This is a genomic window from Longimicrobium sp. (assembly GCF_035474595.1).
Classification (GTDB): Bacteria; Gemmatimonadota; Gemmatimonadetes; order Longimicrobiales; family Longimicrobiaceae; genus Longimicrobium.
This window is the reverse complement of record NZ_DATIND010000111.1, coordinates 12,974-28,303: the sequence shown is the minus strand read 5'-3', so window position 1 is coordinate 28,303 and position 15,330 is coordinate 12,974. Positions and strand designations below refer to the sequence as shown.

General features: G+C 70.6%; 18 protein-coding genes. 2 read left to right on the top strand and 16 right to left on the bottom strand.

From position 1 onward, the window contains the following. Positions 1–184: 184 nt before the first annotated feature. The 9 genes from purN to VLK66_RS20345 form a co-directional block, all read right to left on the bottom strand. Complete coding sequence (gene purN / locus VLK66_RS20385; protein WP_325311316.1) at positions 185–886, bottom strand: phosphoribosylglycinamide formyltransferase; 702 nt, start codon at positions 884–886, stop codon at positions 185–187. Between the two features lie 331 nt (positions 887–1,217). Continuing rightward, complete coding sequence (locus VLK66_RS20380) at positions 1,218–1,889, bottom strand: MBL fold metallo-hydrolase (RefSeq protein ID WP_325311315.1); 672 nt, start codon at positions 1,887–1,889, stop codon at positions 1,218–1,220. After that, positions 1,882–2,325 carry a peroxiredoxin gene (locus VLK66_RS20375; RefSeq protein ID WP_325311314.1) on the bottom strand — a complete coding sequence of 148 codons (444 nt, stop codon included), beginning with the start codon at positions 2,323–2,325 and terminating at the stop codon, positions 1,882–1,884. Before VLK66_RS20375 ends, VLK66_RS20380 begins: the two co-directional genes overlap by 8 nt. 222 nt (positions 2,326–2,547) lie before the next feature. Continuing rightward, positions 2,548–2,994 carry an ACT domain-containing protein gene (locus VLK66_RS20370; RefSeq protein WP_325311313.1) on the bottom strand — a complete coding sequence of 149 codons (447 nt, stop codon included), beginning with the start codon at positions 2,992–2,994 and terminating at the stop codon, positions 2,548–2,550. A gap of 421 nt (positions 2,995–3,415) precedes the next feature. Next, positions 3,416–4,495: a quinolinate synthase NadA gene (nadA, locus tag VLK66_RS20365; RefSeq protein ID WP_325311312.1), complete on the bottom strand. Its 1,080-nt coding sequence runs from the start codon at positions 4,493–4,495 to the stop codon at positions 3,416–3,418. 208 nt (positions 4,496–4,703) lie between these two features. Then, positions 4,704–5,321: a hypothetical protein gene (locus VLK66_RS20360; RefSeq protein ID WP_325311311.1), complete on the bottom strand. Its 618-nt coding sequence runs from the start codon at positions 5,319–5,321 to the stop codon at positions 4,704–4,706. Then, the gene (locus tag VLK66_RS20355; protein WP_325311310.1) at positions 5,318–5,857 is read right to left on the bottom strand and encodes a hypothetical protein; all 540 of its coding nucleotides are present in this window, start codon (positions 5,855–5,857) and stop codon (positions 5,318–5,320) included. Before VLK66_RS20355 ends, VLK66_RS20360 begins: the two co-directional genes overlap by 4 nt. 244 nt (positions 5,858–6,101) lie before the next feature. Continuing rightward, positions 6,102–6,929 carry a PHP domain-containing protein gene (locus tag VLK66_RS20350; RefSeq protein WP_325311309.1) on the bottom strand — a complete coding sequence of 276 codons (828 nt, stop codon included), beginning with the start codon at positions 6,927–6,929 and terminating at the stop codon, positions 6,102–6,104. 75 nt (positions 6,930–7,004) lie between these two features. Next, positions 7,005–7,586, bottom strand: a complete 582-nt coding sequence (locus VLK66_RS20345; protein WP_325311308.1) for a hypothetical protein — start codon at positions 7,584–7,586, stop codon at positions 7,005–7,007. A gap of 587 nt (positions 7,587–8,173) precedes the next feature. Between VLK66_RS20345 and VLK66_RS20340 the strand changes: the two genes are divergently transcribed. Both VLK66_RS20340 and VLK66_RS20335 read left to right on the top strand, forming a co-directional pair. Beyond that, positions 8,174–8,587: a hypothetical protein gene (locus VLK66_RS20340; protein WP_325311307.1), complete on the top strand. Its 414-nt coding sequence runs from the start codon at positions 8,174–8,176 to the stop codon at positions 8,585–8,587. A gap of 86 nt (positions 8,588–8,673) precedes the next feature. Beyond that, complete coding sequence (locus VLK66_RS20335; RefSeq protein ID WP_325311306.1) at positions 8,674–8,835, top strand: hypothetical protein; 162 nt, start codon at positions 8,674–8,676, stop codon at positions 8,833–8,835. Between the two features lie 96 nt (positions 8,836–8,931). Here VLK66_RS20335 and atpC read toward each other — a convergent pair whose 3' ends face one another. From atpC to VLK66_RS20300, 7 genes are all read right to left on the bottom strand, one after another. Beyond that, the gene (gene atpC / locus VLK66_RS20330; RefSeq protein ID WP_325311305.1) at positions 8,932–9,219 is read right to left on the bottom strand and encodes an ATP synthase F1 subunit epsilon; all 288 of its coding nucleotides are present in this window, start codon (positions 9,217–9,219) and stop codon (positions 8,932–8,934) included. Position 9,220: 1 nt separating this feature from the next. After that, the gene (atpD, locus tag VLK66_RS20325) at positions 9,221–10,699 is read right to left on the bottom strand and encodes a F0F1 ATP synthase subunit beta (RefSeq protein WP_325311304.1); all 1,479 of its coding nucleotides are present in this window, start codon (positions 10,697–10,699) and stop codon (positions 9,221–9,223) included. Between the two features lie 31 nt (positions 10,700–10,730). Then, complete coding sequence (gene atpG / locus VLK66_RS20320; RefSeq protein WP_325311303.1) at positions 10,731–11,597, bottom strand: ATP synthase F1 subunit gamma; 867 nt, start codon at positions 11,595–11,597, stop codon at positions 10,731–10,733. A gap of 102 nt (positions 11,598–11,699) precedes the next feature. Continuing rightward, positions 11,700–13,397: a F0F1 ATP synthase subunit alpha gene (gene atpA, locus VLK66_RS20315; protein ID WP_325311302.1), complete on the bottom strand. Its 1,698-nt coding sequence runs from the start codon at positions 13,395–13,397 to the stop codon at positions 11,700–11,702. Positions 13,398–13,544: 147 nt separating this feature from the next. Beyond that, entirely contained in the window at positions 13,545–14,096 is a 552-nt protein-coding gene (atpH, locus tag VLK66_RS20310) for an ATP synthase F1 subunit delta (RefSeq protein WP_325311301.1), read from the bottom strand. 4 nt (positions 14,097–14,100) lie between these two features. Next, on the bottom strand, positions 14,101–14,712 hold the full coding sequence (atpF, locus tag VLK66_RS20305; protein ID WP_325311300.1) for a F0F1 ATP synthase subunit B: 612 nt from the start codon (positions 14,710–14,712) through the stop codon (positions 14,101–14,103). Positions 14,713–14,793: 81 nt separating this feature from the next. Next, on the bottom strand, positions 14,794–15,066 hold the full coding sequence (locus tag VLK66_RS20300) for an ATP synthase F0 subunit C (protein ID WP_325311299.1): 273 nt from the start codon (positions 15,064–15,066) through the stop codon (positions 14,794–14,796). Between the last annotated feature and the right edge of the window lie 264 nt (positions 15,067–15,330).

Below are 15,330 nucleotides of genomic sequence, written 5' to 3'. Positions count from 1 at the left end.
AAGTCGCAGCAACAACTACGGGAAGCCTCGCAAACTGCGCGAGGCTGTTCGGCTCGGCAGCCGGTTCCGCTCTGGAGGACGCCTCCCCCTTTCATCCATCGTGGTCGCGCGAAGCGCGGTGTTCGACTCAGGATGACGTCTCTCGGTGGCGTTTGTAATGCACAGGTGATTGCCAGATCCAGTATCAGCCGTCCGCCGGCATCGCCCCCATCGTGACGCGGATGGACTGCTCGGGCGGCGCGGGGGCGTCGAGCAGATCGAAGCACACCGGCCCGGCCACGTGCGGCGGCGCGTCGCTTCCCCTCGCGACCGCCTCGACGGCGAGGGGGAGGATGCGGTGCTCCACGGCCAGGACGCGCGCGGCCAGCGCCTCGGGCGTGTCGCCAGGAAGCACGGGAACGGGCCACTGGGCGACGATCCGCCCCTCGTCGTAGCGGTCGCTCACCAGGTGCACGGTGGCGCCGGAGACGCGCACGCCGGACTCGATCACCGCGCGGTGCACGCGCATCCCGTACATCCCCTTCCCGCCGAAGCCCGGAAGGAGCGCGGGGTGGATGTTCAGCATCCGCCCGTGGAAGAGCTCCACCACCTCCAGCGGCACCAGCTGCAGCCATCCCGCCAGCACGATCAGGTCGATGCGGTGCCGCTCCAGCTCCGCCAGCATCCGCGCGGCCGCCTCGCCGCCCCCGATCTCCCGCGCGTCCAGCACGACGAACGCGATGCCGGAGCGCGCGGCCCGCTCCAGCGCGCCGATCCCCGCGCGGCTGGCGACCACGAGCTCCACCCGCGCGGCCGGCGCCGGCGCGGGGTTGAAGTGGTCGATCAGGGCCTGGAGATTGGTCCCCCCGCCGCTCGCGAAAACGGCGATGCGCCTGGGCTCGCGCAACGTATCGGCTCCGGTCCGGGAAAGGGCGGGAAGATACAGAGGACAGGGGACAGGGGACAGGGGATGGGGGATGGGGGAGGCCGCCGTCCGCGCCCTCCTCGCCAACGACGGTTGATACGGTCGGCAGCATGCGACAACGCAGCAGTAGCGCGGGGATGCCGGACGGGGAGTCCGCGAAAGCGGACTTCGGGCCGTTGTTGCCGCGAATTCATTCGCCTTCAGGAGAACTCATTCGCCTTCATAGGAATTCATCCCTCCCGGCGAGAATGCAAAGAGCCGCGGAGGACACCATCTCCCCCGCGGCTCTCCATCTCCCGTCACCCCCGCCGTTTCAGGCGAACTGCGATCCCCCGTAGTCGCCGATGATGAACGGGTTCGTCGCGCGCTCGTGGCCCACGGTGGTGTCCGGGCCGTGGCCGGTGTGGAGCGTGGTCGCGTCCGGCAGCGTCAGCACCTGCTCGCGGATCGAGCGCATCAGCGTGGCCAGGTCCCCGCCCGGCAGGTCCGTGCGGCCGATGGAGCCGGCGAACACCACGTCGCCCACCATCGCCACCCCGTCGCCCACCAGGATCACGTGCCCCGGCGCGTGCCCCGGCGCGAAGCGGATCTCCAGCTCGCACTCGCCGAAGCGCACCGTCTCGCCCACCACCAGCGCGTGGTCCACCGGGGGGAGCGGGTCCATCCGCAGCCCGAACCACTGCGCCTGCATCGGCGCGGCCTGGTACAGCTCGCGGTCGGCGTCGTGCAGCCAGATCGGCGCGCCGGTCTCCACGCGCGCCAGCGGGATCCCCTCCACGTGGTCGATGTGCGCGTGCGTCAGCACGATGGCCCCAATCTCGATCCCGTGGCGCTTCGCTTCGGCCAGCGCCTGCGCGGTGGCTGCGCCGGGATCGACCAGGATCCCCGCGTTCGTGGCCGCGCAGCTCAGCAGGTAGGTGTTCTCCGCGAACACCCCGCCGGTGAAGCCGCGGACGACCACGTCGCCCCTTCTCGCGTCACCCACGCACGGCTCCCAGGACCTCCTCGGCCCCGTGCGCGCCCGGGGCCGAAAAGGCCACGCGCCCGTCGCGGTCGATGAGGAAGGTGGCGCGGGCCACGCCGCCGTTCTCCTTCAGCACCCCGAACGCGCGGGCGATGTCGCCGTGCTCGTCCACGATCAGCGGAAAGTCCAGCATGTACTTGTCGGCGAACTTGCGGTGGCTCTCCAGCGAGCCCGGGTTCACCCCGAAGCGGCGGACGCCGGCGGCCTCGTACTCGGCGCCCTCGTCGCGCGCGGTGCACATCTGCCGCGTGCACCCCGGCGTGTCGTCCTTGGGATAGAACATGAGCAGGACCGAGCGGGTGCCGCGGAAGTGCGCCAGCTTTACCGTTCCGCCGTCGGTGGTCGGGGCTTCGAAGTCGGGCGCTTCGGCGCCGACGGGCAGCAGCTCTTCGGCCATGGGGCTCTCCAGGGCGTGCGATGGGGGTGGGGGATGAACAAACTTCGCATCCCCGCCCGCCGGTGGCAACTGCTCCAGACGTCCAACGCCGCCCGGACGCGATTCCCAGCGGCATCAGGATTTACGGATCGATGGAACTGCTACACAACTTCAGAGCGAAGAGATGGTATTTCGGCCACCGGATCGAAATTCCGGGGTATTGCGAAGGATCGATCTGGGGATTCAGGCAGGGCGGCCGAGCATCGCGGGCCGGTCGAGACGCGCCTCCACGGTGTGGCCGGCCGCCATCAGCGCGTGGACGGCCTCGGCGAGCTGGGCCTGCTTCACCATCACGTAGTCGGTGTCGTAGGTCATCACCGCGAACAGGCTGATGCCGGCGTTGGCCAGCGGCTGCGCGATGCGCGCGAACACGCCGGTGAGCGCGAAGGAGAGCGGCCCTTTCACGCGCAGGCAGCGCCACCCGGTCTCCGTCAGCACCTCCGCCGGCACCAGGTCGGCGCGGCAGACGATGGACAGCTCGTCGCGGGTGCGGGTGACGCACGCGACCTCGCCCGTCCACGCCCACACCGGCACGACCGCGTCCGCGGGGAGGCGCGAGACCGCGAAGGTGTCGTCGAGCAGCGTGAGCGTGAGCGGCGGCGGCGCGTCGCGTTTCTTCCGTCTCCTCATCGTCTCCGCCCGAGTTGCAACAGGTTGGCGGAGATGATGATGCGCATCGCGCGCGCCACCGGCAACGTGCGCGCCCTCCAGCGCGAGAGAAGTGGCGCCTCGCCTCCGCGGCATCGCGCCCTCTCCGGCCGGCCGAGGCCGTCCACCTCTCCCGTACCGGAAGAGGTAGCTGGGCGAGATTTGCGCTCCTGCCTGCGCCCTGGCCGCCTTGCAATGATCTCAGCTCACCGCCCGAATGCATGACAGCAGTCCCGAAGGGACTTTGTGCTGTTGTTGCCCTTGAATTCCATTCAGGGGGAAGCGGAGGCGCCAGCACATCGAAGGGGCGCCGGATCTCTCCAGCGCCCCTTCGATTTTCCATCTGCCGATTGCGCCCATCCATTGCGTCATCAGCAGTGCGGCCAAGGTCGCCGCCGCCGTCTTACGCGCAGCCGCAGCCGCCCTTGCGAACGCTGTCATCCTCCAGCGCCGCCTCCTGCTCGGTGGGCGCGCGCCAGCCGCCGGAAAGGTCCAGCATGCGGCGCAGCGAGCGCTCGGCGCGGACGCGCACGTCCTCGTCGAGGACCACCTCGTGCTGCTCGTGGTCCAGGCACCAGGCCAGCTTGGCCAGCGTGTTCACCTTCATGTTCCCGCAGATCGCCGCGCCCGAGAGCGGGATCAGCGTCTTCTCCGGGAAGCGCGCCTTCAGCCGGTCCACGATGCCGCGCTCGGTGCCGAAGATCACCTCGTCGTTCTGCTCGGCGATGTCCACCATCTTGCTGGTCGACGCCACCATGTCGGCCTGGGCCAGCAGGTCCGAGCGCGCCTCGGGGTGGATCACCACCAGCGCGCGGGGATGTGCCTTCTTCGCCGCGGCCAGCTCGTCGAGCACCAGGTCGTCGTGCACGTAGCAGTAGCCGTCCCACGCCACGATCGTCCCCGGCTCCACCTCGCCCGCGCCCTCGCGGCCGGCCACCACGTACGGGCGGCCCGTCTTCTCCGCCGTGTACTTCGCCAGGTTGCGGTCGGGCACGAAGAGGATGGTGCGGTCGCGCGGGATGGAATCCACCACCGCCACCGCGTTGGCCGAGGTGCAGCAGATGTCGCTCTCCGCCTTCACCTCGGCGGTCGAGTTCACGTACGCCACCACCGCCGCCTCCGGGTAGCGCGCCTTCAGCCGCCGCAGCGCGTCGCCGGTCACGAAGTCGGCCATCGGGCACCCGGCGCGCAGGTCGGGCATCAGCACCGTTTTCGCGGGCGACAGGATCTTGGCCGTCTCGGCCATGAAGTGCACGCCGCAGAACACGATCACGTCGGCGTCGGTGGCGGCGGCCTCCTGCGACAGCCCCAGCGAGTCGCCCAGGTAGTCGCTGACCTCCTGGATCTCCACGCGCTGGTAGTTGTGCCCCAGGATCACCGCGTTCAGCTCGCGCTTCCGCGCGGCGATGCGCTCCGCCAGCTCCTCGCGCGGGAGGGCGGAGTACTCCAGCAGCGTGCCGAGCTTCTGGGCGATCTGGATCAAGGCTCCACCTCCGGTTGGACCGAAGTGCGAAAGTACGAGAGCGCGAAGGTGCGAGAGTCACGGATCACGATGCGATCACCCGATGGAGCGAAAGCCGCAACGTTCTCGACATGAGAAAGATCGCAGGAAGGAAACGGCCACGCAAGGGGGATGCGACTTTCGTGGCGGGGACACACGCGGCGCGCGTGAAAACACCGGCGCTCAAGACTCAATCGGCCGTTGGCCGATCCCCATCCACACGCGCGGCGGGGGACCAGACGAGGCGCGTGGCGAGGGCCCAGCAGCAGACGGCGAGGAAGCCGATCAGCTCGCCGGCGGGCTTCACCGGGCGCCAGTCGGCGAAGATGCGGCGGGCGCTCTCCGCCAGGTCGCCCAGCCCGAACGCCGTTCCCGCCGCCGGGCCGATGTGCGTCCACAGCACGGGGATGACCGAGTAGCGCACCAGCGCCAGGATCACCGCCAGGCTGGCCAGCGACGCCACCAGCCGCCGCGGCGACCCGGCCGAGAACACGCTCCACGCCGTGATCGCCATCCCCATCACCACCACCCACTGCACCAGCCCCGGCGGCGGGAACAGGAACTCCAGCACCTGCGCGGTCGCCAGCGTCCCGTACGCCGCCGCCGCCCAGCCCGGGACGCCCGCCGGCGACGGCCAGGCGCCCCGCAGCACCAGCAGGTACGCCAGCAGCAGCGCGAACAATCCCTCCACGATGCCGAAGACGTGGTACTCCACGCCGTGCTCCGCCGGCGCGATCCCCGCCAGCACGGCGGACGCCAGGAAGAGGAGCGCGGCCGCGACGGCACGCTGGGCGGGGGTGCGGATCATCGCGGCAGCCATTCCAGCGGCCCGGCCCGCAGTTGCCGGCGGATGCGCGTGTCCAGGTCCGCCGCGCGGCTCCGCGTCCCCGGCGTGAGCGACACCTGCCGCAGGCGCTGCACCGACGCCAGCGCCTCGTTCAGCACCTGCGTGTCGTCGGCGCGGTACCACGGGCGCGCGCCGGAGCCCAGCATCAGCTCCGCGCGGTCGAGCACGATGTTGGCCCACAATTCCGTCGCGGTGCGCACCTGCGTGGTGTCGGCGGCGCGCTCGCGGGCGGAGAGCGCCTCCTCCTCCGCTTCCGCGTAGCGCGCGATCGCGCCCGAGGTGTCGCCCGCCACGCGCGCCCGCTGCGCCGCGTCCACCCGCTCGCGGGCGCGGGAAACGCGCGGCGTGAAGGCGTCCGGCCGCACCGCCACCAGCGCGGTGCTCCCCACCTCCGCCGCCGTCTGCGGCGCCGCGCGGTAGAGCAGGACCGCCAGCACCGTCAGCACGCCGAGAAGGATGAGCCCGGGGATGACGAACGGATCGCGCAGCCCGCCCAAGTCTCCGCGAACGGGAGCCGGAGCCGGAGCCGGCGCGGGCGCCGGCACCGTCGCATCGGGCGATGCGCCCGCACCCGCCGGAGGATGCGTGCTCAAAGCGGGAATGCCGGCGGCGCGAGTCCGCGAAGGCGGACTTCGGGCAGTTGTTGCCGCGAATTCATTCGCCCTTCCCTCCAGGATACCGGGGATCCTCCGGAGAATGGTGATCCGGGGGAAGATTGGAGATGAAGAAAGGGCCCGGCGTTCAGCCGAGCCCCCGCGAATCCAGCAACTCCCGGACCTCCTCCGAACGGACGGCCCAGTCGCCCAGGCGCCCGCGATGCGGTCCGTGCCAGTCCGAGCCCCCGGTGCGGAAGAGCCCCATCTCGCGCGCCACCTTGTCGAACAGCATGCTTTCCACCGGCGGCGTGTTGGGGCGGAAGCATTCGATCCCGTTCAGTCCCCACGACGCGAAGTTGCGCACCTCGCGGTCGAACACCTCCAGCTCCGGGTGCGCCCACACCGCCACGCCGCCCGCCGCGTGGATGGTGTCGATGGCCTCGCGCACGGTGGGGAACGGCGTCTCCACGAACGCGCTCCCGCCGTCCTTCAGGTACAGGTCGAAGGCCTCGCCCACGCTGCGGGTGTGGCCAGCCTGCTGCAGCGCGCGCGCCAGGTGCGGCCGCCCCAGGCTGGACGCCTCGGGCCCGGCGATGCGCAGCACGTCCTCGTACTGCACCCCCAGCCCCATCTCCTGCAGCCGCTTCACCATCTCCTGCATGCGGTCGGCGCGGCGGCCGCCCGCCGAGGCCTGGTGGCGCTGCAGCGAGGGGGCGTCGGGGTCCACGAAGTAGCCCAGCACGTGGATCTCGTTCTCGCCCTGCTTGCTGGAGAGCTCCACCCCGGGAATCACGGAAACCGGCTGCCCGCGCGCGGCGGCCAGCGCCTCGATCAGCCCCGCCGCGGTGTCGTGGTCGGTGATCGCGATCACGTCCAGGCGCCCCTTCACCGCGGCGTTCACCACCGCCGTGGGCGAAAGCTGGCCATCGGACGCGTGCGTGTGGATGTGCAGGTCGACGCGCTTTGAAATCATCAGTTTACAGTCGCATGGAAAGGGCCCGCCGCCGGAAGGGCGGCGCGCCCGTCGTGGGTCTTCAATGTGCGTGGTTCAGCGCCGCCAGGCCAGCCCGATCCCCCAGTCCGCGCCGTCGCCCAGGTTCACGCCCACGCGCAGGCTCAGGTTGGGCGCGAAGTCGAAGTCCGCGCCGATGTCGGCCAGCACGTCGAGCTCGGCGCCGGAGTTGTCGTCGAGCGCCGAGACCAGCGCCAGGCGCGGGTGCACGTAGGGGGTGATGGAGAGCCCCGGCTGCGCGAAGGTGTGCCCGAAGTCCACGCCCACCTGCCCGCCGATGCCGTCCACGTCGCCGAGGGCGCCCTGCGCGCCGAAGGTGAGCGCCAGGTCCACGGGCGCGGTGCCCAGCGCCAGCGGCTGGCGCCAGTCGGCGCCCAGCAGCACGTCGCCGTCACCCGCGTCGGCGAAGCCGGCGCGCAGCCCCAGGTCGCCGGTACCGAATCCGCGGCGCCAGATCCCCTCCACCGCCAGCTCGCCCGGCCCGTCGCTCAGGTACAGGCCGATGTCGCTGCCGCGGCGGGTGGACTGGAAGGTGGGGGTGAACACCTGCGCCCGGGCCTCGGCGGCAAGGGCGGTGAGCGCCACCGTGGTGGCGCAGACGAACGCGAGCTTCTTCATCCTGGCTCCCCTGATGCGGTCCGCAACGAAAGCCCCGCCCGGACCGATCCGGCCCGGCGAGGCACCACGGGTTCCTGATTACAAGTTTCGCACCAGCAATTTCCTTGTATCGGCCGCAACCGGAACCCGCAGCAGTCCGCCCGCGGCACAATCCATCCGCATCGCCGTCCGGATGCTGTACCTCGTTGCAACGCGCATAGTTCCGCCGATCAGTCCGGTTTCGAAAGCAGGGCGACGAGATCGGATCGCCGCGGAAGCCGGCGGGCGCCGATCCGCCGCATCTTCCGCCAGGACGGCAGCGTGTCATCGTGGCGGAGGGGAAGATGAGGGTAGGGGTGGGGAGGAAAATGCGACTGAAGTCGCGGCTACAACGGCACGCAGTCCGCCTTCGCGGACTCCACCTCGCGCATGCAGCGGCACCGGTGCGCGTATCCTGCATCGACGAATCGAGCGACGCGGCCCGTGCGTCACGAAGGCCGTGCGGCGGGCGTTGTTAACCCCGGAGGCGCCGCGAGGAATGGCCCGTGGCGCCAGTCACCCCCCGCGTGGAGGATGCCCTGATGCGCACGTTGTCCGTCCGTAGGCTGATGGTAGCGGCAGCCGCCGCGGTGCTGGCGGGATGCGAGGGGTCGTCTCCCACGGAGCCCCGGTTCGCGGGGCTGCTGGAGATCACGCCCGACCAGGCATCGTACGCGCCAGGGAGCATCGTGACGCTCACGCTGCGCAACCCGTCGCCGGTGGCGGTGTCGTACGTGGCGTGCGCGCACAAGGTGGAGATGCGGCTGAACGGGTTCTGGGTGGCCGCCCGGCAGCTGCCGAACTTCGCGTTGTGCGCGGCCGCCCGAGGGGTCGTGGAGCCGGGCCAGACCGTCGTGGAGAACGTGCTGCTCCTGAACGATCAGGCGCCGGGCACGTACCGCGTGCTCTTCGTAGACGTCACCAACGGCCCGGGCGCCGGCGGTGGGATCGACGAACCCTCTCAGACGTTCACCGTACGTTAGAGCACAGCTATCATATTGCAGGCGCTGAACTTGCGATGGTTTCCCTCCACGGTCCGGTCCGGCACATCCGCAAGGAGGGAATGGCGATGGAGAAGCTTCGGCTCACCCTGGAAGACCTGCGCGTGGACTCGTTCCCGGTGCAGGACCCGTCCGCGGACGAGCGGGGAACGGTGCGGGCGATGGTCACGATGCTGCCCTTCACCTGCCCCGAATGCCCGCCCACCCGCGGCCGCCCCACCTGTCCGTGATCTGACCGCCGCGACGCCATGACGGAGAACGGCCCCGCATCTTCTGGAGATGCGGGGCCGTTTCGTACTTCCGTACTCTCGTACTTCTTCAGTGCGTCACGCCGCGGTCGCGTGCTCGCTCAGGACGGTGACCGTGTTGTCCACCACCTGCAGGAACCCGCCGCTCACCGTGTATCGCTCGGAGTGCCCGCCCCGGTCGATGCGGAGCGTGCCCGTGCCCAGCAGCGCCATCAGCGGCGCGTGGCCGCGCAGAATGCCCAGCGAGCCGTTGTACGCGGGCGCCACCACCTGGTCGGCCTGGCCCTCGTAGATCGTGGCCTCGGGGGTGATGACGGAAACGCGCAGCCCGGTGCCCGCGTCGGCCGTCGTGGCGGGGGTGGCCATCTCAGGCCCCCGCCTCGAGCCGCCGCGCCTTCTCCTCGGCGCCCTCGATCCCGCCCACCATGTAGAAGGCCTGCTCGGGCAGGTGGTCGAACTCGCCGTTCACCACGCGCTCGAACGAGGCGATGGTGTCTTCCAGCTTCACGTATTCGCCCGGCGTGCCGGTGAACTGCTCGGCCACGTGGAAGGGCTGCGACAGGAAGCGCTGGATACGGCGCGCGCGCCCCACGATGACCTTGTCCTCCTCGGTGAGCTCGTCCATCCCCAGGATGGCGATGATGTCCTGCAGCTCCTTGTAGCGCTGGAGCGTCCGCTGCACCGAGGTGGCCACGTTGTAGTGCCGCTGCCCGATGTACTGCGGGTCCAGGATGCGGCTGGTGGAGTCGAGCGGGTCCACCGCGGGGTAGATGCCCAGCTCCGAGATGGCGCGCGAAAGCACCGTGGTGGCGTCCAGGTGCGCGAACGCCGTGGCCGGCGCCGGGTCGGTCAGGTCGTCGGCGGGCACGTAGATGGCCTGCACCGAAGTGATCGATCCCTCGCGCGTGGAGGTGATGCGCTCCTGCAGCTGCCCCATCTCCGTGGCGAGCGTAGGCTGGTAGCCCACGGCCGAGGGCATGCGGCCGAGCAGCGCCGACACCTCCGAGCCCGCCTGGGTGAAGCGGAAGATGTTGTCCACGAAGAAGAGCACGTCCTGCTTCTCCACGTCGCGGAAGTACTCCGCCACGGTCAGCCCCGTCAGCGCGACGCGCAGGCGCGCGCCCGGCGGCTCGTTCATCTGCCCGTACACCAGGGCGACGGACGACTCGGCCAGGTTGTCGTCGTTGATGAGCTTGGCCTCCTTGAACTCCAGCCACAGGTCGGTGCCCTCGCGGGTGCGCTCGCCCACGCCGGCGAACACCGAGCGCCCGCCGTGCCCCATGGCGATGTTGTGGATGAGCTCCTGGATGACCACCGTCTTCCCCACGCCCGCGCCGCCGAAGAGGCCGATCTTGCCGCCCTTCACGTACGGGGTGAGCAGGTCGATCACCTTGATCCCCGTCTCCAGGATCTCGGCCTTGGGCTCCAGGTCCACGAACTTGGGCGCCGGGCGGTGGATGGCCCAGCGCACCGCGTCTGCGGGGATGACGCCGCGCTCGTCCACCGGGTTGCCCAGCACGTTCAGGATGCGCCCCAGCGCGTTGGCGCCCACGGGCACGGTGATCGAGGTGCCGGCGTCGACCACCTCCATGCCGCGCACCACGCCGTCGGTGGCGCTCATGGCCACCGCGCGCACCTGGTTGCGCCCGATGTGCTGCTGCACCTCGAGCGTCACGTCCACCGCCTCCACGCCGGGCGAGGCGGGCTGGCGGATGACCAGCGCGTTGTAGATGTCGGGAAGGTGCTCGAACTCGGCGTCGATCACCGGGCCGATGACCTGCACGACGCGGCCGGTGTTCGGGGCGCCGGGCGCGACGGTCGCGGTCTCGGGAGCAGTGGCTGCCATGTATGTCTCCTTGTCGTTGATCCGTAGCGTTTTATTCCAGCGCCGCGGCGCCGCCCACGATCTCGGCGATCTCCTGCGTGATCGCGGCCTGGCGCACCCGGTTGTACGTGCGGGTGAGCGCCTCGAGCATGTCGCCCGCGTTGTCGGTGGCGTTCTTCATGGCGGTGCGCTGCGCCCCGTAGAAGCCGGCCACCGTTTCCACCAGCGCGCGGTACACGCTGTTGCGCACGTACAGCGGCAGCACCTGGCCCAGGATCTCGTCGGCCCCGGGCTCCAGGATGTAGTCCACCTCGCGCGCCCCCTCGGCCGCCTCGGGCGTGCGCACCGGCAGCACCTGCAGCGTCGTGGGCGCCGTCGACAGCGCGGACTTGAACTGCGCGTACACGATGTACACCGCGTCCAGCTCGCCGCTCTCGAAGCGGGCCATCAGCGGCCCCACCAGCCGCTCGGCGTCGGCCGCGCCGGGGCGGTCGCCCACGTCGCTGAAGGCGCCGCCCAGCGTTTCGCCCACGAAGCGGAAGAAGGAGATCCCCTTCTTCCCGCTCACGTGCAGCTCCACCTCGGTGCCGCGGCCGCGCAGCTCGCGCAGCAGGTCGCGCCCCTGGCGGATGAGGTTGGTGTTGAAGGCACCGGCCAGGCCGCGGTTGCCGGTGAGCACCAGCACGGCGGCGCGGCGGACCTCCTCGGGCTGGCGCAGCAGCGGGTACCGCCGGGCCAGCTCGGGGTTGATCAGCCGGCGCACCACGTCGGCCAGGCGCTCGGCGTACGGGCCGGCGGCGGCCACGCGGTCCTGCGCGCGCTTCAGCTTGGACGTGGCCACCATCTCCATCGTCCGCGTGATCTTGCGCGTGTTCTGGACCGAGCGGATGCGGCCCTTCAGTTCTCTGGCTTTTGCCATTTCAGTCCGTTGTCCCGGCGCTTCTGCGCCCGCCAGAGTACGAGAGTACGGGAGTACGGGAGTACGATGGTCTCGTACTCCCGTACTTTCGTACTTCCGTACTTAGTAGCTCTGCCTCGCGCCGGCCGCGTTCGCCTCGGGGCGGGCGGCCATGCGGAGCTGGTCCTCGCCCATGTGCCGGTCGGCGTCGGTCTCGTGCAGGATCGGGTTGTTCGCGTAGTCGTCGGTGCCCACCGGGCTCTTCGGATCGGCGAACAGCTCGCCGTACATGGCGATGGCCTTCTTCAGCGCGTCCTCGGTCTCCTTGGTGAGGTCGCGGGCGTCGCGGATCCCCTGCAGGATCTCGGGGTGCTGCGTGCGCAGGTACACGTGGAAGTCGCGCTCCCACGCGCGGATCTGCGGCACGTCGACCTCGTCCAGGTAGCCGTTGGTCAGCGCGTAGATGATGGCCACCTGGTGCTCCACCGGCATGGGCGCGTACTGCGGCTGCTTCAGCACCTCCACCGAGCGGGCGCCGCGCGCCAGCTGGCGCTGCGTCACCGCGTCCAGCTCGCTGCCGAAGGCGGCGAACGCCTCGAGCTCGCGGTACTGCGCCAGCTCGCCCTTCAGCTTGCCGGCCACCTTCTTCATGGCCTTGATCTGCGCCGAGCCGCCGACTCGGCTCACGCTGATGCCGACGTTCACCGCCGGGCGCACGCCCGAGTAGAACAGGTTCGACTCCAGGAAGATCTGGCCGTCGGTGATCGAGATCACGTTGGTGGGGATGTACGCCGACACGTCGCCCGCCTGCGTCTCGATGATCGGCAGCGCGGTCAGCGAGCCGCCGCCCATCTCGTCGCTGAGCTTGGCCGCGCGCTCCAGCAGGCGCGAGTGCAGGTAGAACACGTCGCCCGGGTACGCCTCGCGGCCGGGAGGACGGCGCAGCACCAGCGACATCTGGCGGTACGCCACGGCCTGCTTGGACAGGTCGTCGTACACGCACAGCGTGGCGGTGCCCTTCCCCTCGGCGTTCTTGGTGTACATGAAGTACTCGGCCAGCGCCGTCCCCGCGTACGGGGCGATGTACTGCAGCGGCGCCGGGTCGCTGGCGGACGCGGCCACGATGATGGTGTAGTCCATGGCCCCGGCCTCCTGCAGGCGCGCCAGCACGCCCGCGATGGTCGAGTTCTTCTGGCCGATGGCCACGTACACGCAGACGACGCCCTGGCCCTTCTGGTTGATGATGGTGTCGATGGCGATGGCCGTCTTGCCGGTGCCGCGGTCGCCGATGATCAGCTCGCGCTGCCCGCGGCCGATGGGAATCAGGGCGTCGATGGCCTTGATCCCCGTCTGCATGGGCTCCTTCACCGGCTGCCGCAGCACGATGCCGGGCGCCACGATGTCCACCTGGCGGCGGCCGCCGCTGGCGGCGATGGGGCCCTTGCCGTCCACCGGCTCGCCCAGCGGGTTCACCACGCGCCCCAGGAACTCGGGGCCCACGGGAATGTCGAGCACGCGGGCGGTGCGGCGCACCTGGTCGCCCTCCTGGATGACGGTCCAGTCGCCCAGCACCACGGCGCCGATGTTGTCCTCTTCCAGGTTCAGCGCCAGCGCCGTCACCGGCGCCCCGCCGTCGCTGGGGGTGATCTCGAGCATCTCGCTCGACATCGTGCCCATCAGGCCGTAGATGCGGGCGATGCCGTCCTTCACCTCCAGCACCTCGCCGATCTGCTCGGCGCCCAGGGCCTGGTCGTACCGCTCGATCTCGCCGAGCAGCACGTTCTTGATCTCGCTCGCGCGAAGCTGGGTGTCCGCCGCCATTTCCTCTATTCCTTTTCCGGTCCGGCGCACCGCCGGAGTGGGATGATGCCGACCGAACTGAAAGTCCTAAGTCCTAAGTGCCAAGTCCTAAGTTGTGCACCGAAGCCCCACTCAGGACTTGGGACCTGGGACTCAGGACTTCTTTTCCTATCCGTTCGCGACCTCCGTCAGCCGCCGGCGCAGCCCCGCGGCCCGGCTGCGGACGCTGCCGTCCAGGATCTCTTCGCCGTAGCGCACCACCATGCCGCCCAGCAGCGAGGGGTCCACCGTGAAGCTGGGGATCACCGTCTTCCCCAGGCGCCCGGCCAGCGCGCGGGCGATCTGCTCCTGCAGCGCGGCGTCGGGCTCGTGGCTGATGTGCACGTCCACCCGCACGCGCCCCATCTGCTCGTCCACCAGCCGGCGGTACTCGTGCGCGATGTCGGGAAGGAGCGCCTGGCGCCGCTTGTCGACCACCACCATCACGAAGCGCAGGAAGAGCTCGGGAACCTTCCCCTGCAGCGCCTTGCGGAGCGCGTCCTTGCGCTCCGGCGCGCTCACGCGCGGGGTGGACAGGAACTCGCGCACCCGCGCGCCCGAGGTGGCGTCGGCCAGCAGCTGCATGGCGCCGGCGTACTCCTCCACGGCGCCCGGGCCCTGCCGCCGCGCCAGCTCCAGCAGCGTCTCGGCGTAGTTGCGGGCGATGATCTCGCTGCGCATGGCGTCAGGCTCCCGCGGCGGCCGCGTGGCCCGCGGCACGGGCGGCCGTGGCCTGTCCGTCGAGGGCGGCCAGGTACCCCTGCACCAGGCGGCGGTTGTCGTCGCCGTTCAGGCTGCGCTGCACCAGCTTCTCGGCCGCGGCGATGGCCACGTCCACGGCGTCGGCGCGCACGGCGGCCTCCATGGTGGCGCGCTCGGCACTGATGTCGGCGCGGGCGCGGGCCAGCAGCTCGTCGTGCTCGCGGCGGGCCTGCTCCAGGATCTCGGCGCGCATGTGCTCGGCGGTGGAGCGGCTCTCGTTCAGCGCCTCGTGCACGCGGGCGCGCGTCTCCTCCACCAGGCGGCGCTGCTCGTCGGCCAGCGCGGCGGCCTCGGCGCGGTCGCGGTCGGCCTGGGCGATCAGGTCGCGGATGTGCTGCTCGCGCTTCTCCACCGCGCCCAGGATGTTGGGCCACGCGAACTTCGCCAAGGCCGCCAGGACGACCACGAAGATCAGCACGGTCCAGATCATCAGCCCGACGTTCACGTCGAGCGGGCCCTGCTCGCCCTGTGCGAGGGCGGGGGTGGCGGTAAGCAGCAGCAGGGCCGGAACGCCGGCCGACAGCTTCGAGATCATAGGTCTCAGCAGGCCTCGGAAATCGTCAGATGCTTTCGGCGGCGGGCGGGGGAAGTCCCCCCGCCCGCCCCGGTCCGTCCGTCAGTGGGGCAGAACGCCGTTCACCGTGCCGCGGACCATCAGGGCCACGATCAGGGCGAAGAAGGTGGCGCCCTCGATGAGCGCCGCCAGGATGATCCCGGCCGTCTGGATCTGCCCGGCGATCTCGGGCTGGCGCGCCATCCCCTCGGTGGCGCCGCGGCCGATCAGGCCGATCCCCAGCCCGGCGCCGATGATGGCCAGGCCGGCGCCGATGCCGGCGCCCATCAGGCCGTTGGCCAGGTAGCTGTAGTTCTGTGCCGCCGCCTGCAGCATGGTGCTTCTCCCTTGTGGTCGTTCCCTTCAGATCGGGCCTCCGCTCTCCCGGGCCCGGCGGGCCCGTGCGGCGCCGAGCCGGCCCGGGGGCCGCGCGCCTTCCCCGGGCGCCCATCTCCCGGGTACAGTACGACGGGGGTGGAGCCGTCCCCCGCCGGCGGCGATCCGGGCTCGCCGCGGGCCCTCGAGATCCTAAGTGCTAAGTCCTACGTGCTAAGTCCTAAGTCCGAAGTCCTGAGTCCTGAGTCCTGATGAAAGACCTGA

Excerpts from the sequence above, each read along its gene's own strand:
- VLK66_RS20335 (WP_325311306.1), top strand. The coding sequence starts at position 8,674 with ATGGAGAAGCTTCGGCTCACCCTGGAAGACCTGCGCGTGGACTCGTTC.
- atpH (WP_325311301.1), bottom strand. The coding sequence starts at position 14,096 with ATGCGCAGCGAGATCATCGCCCGCAACTACGCCGAGACGCTGCTGGAG.
- VLK66_RS20340 (WP_325311307.1), top strand. The coding sequence starts at position 8,174 with ATGGTAGCGGCAGCCGCCGCGGTGCTGGCGGGATGCGAGGGGTCGTCT.
- atpF (WP_325311300.1), bottom strand. The coding sequence starts at position 14,712 with ATGATCTCGAAGCTGTCGGCCGGCGTTCCGGCCCTGCTGCTGCTTACC.
- VLK66_RS20370 (WP_325311313.1), bottom strand. The coding sequence starts at position 2,994 with ATGAGGAGACGGAAGAAACGCGACGCGCCGCCGCCGCTCACGCTCACG.
- atpG (WP_325311303.1), bottom strand. The coding sequence starts at position 11,597 with ATGGCAAAAGCCAGAGAACTGAAGGGCCGCATCCGCTCGGTCCAGAAC.
- atpC (WP_325311305.1), bottom strand. The coding sequence starts at position 9,219 with ATGGCCACCCCCGCCACGACGGCCGACGCGGGCACCGGGCTGCGCGTT.
- VLK66_RS20375 (WP_325311314.1), bottom strand. The coding sequence starts at position 2,325 with ATGGCCGAAGAGCTGCTGCCCGTCGGCGCCGAAGCGCCCGACTTCGAA.
- VLK66_RS20345 (WP_325311308.1), bottom strand. The coding sequence starts at position 7,586 with ATGAAGAAGCTCGCGTTCGTCTGCGCCACCACGGTGGCGCTCACCGCC.
- atpA (WP_325311302.1), bottom strand. The coding sequence starts at position 13,397 with ATGGCGGCGGACACCCAGCTTCGCGCGAGCGAGATCAAGAACGTGCTG.
- VLK66_RS20360 (WP_325311311.1), bottom strand. The coding sequence starts at position 5,321 with ATGATCCGCACCCCCGCCCAGCGTGCCGTCGCGGCCGCGCTCCTCTTC.
- VLK66_RS20350 (WP_325311309.1), bottom strand. The coding sequence starts at position 6,929 with ATGATTTCAAAGCGCGTCGACCTGCACATCCACACGCACGCGTCCGAT.
- atpD (WP_325311304.1), bottom strand. The coding sequence starts at position 10,699 with ATGGCAGCCACTGCTCCCGAGACCGCGACCGTCGCGCCCGGCGCCCCG.
- VLK66_RS20300 (WP_325311299.1), bottom strand. The coding sequence starts at position 15,066 with ATGCTGCAGGCGGCGGCACAGAACTACAGCTACCTGGCCAACGGCCTG.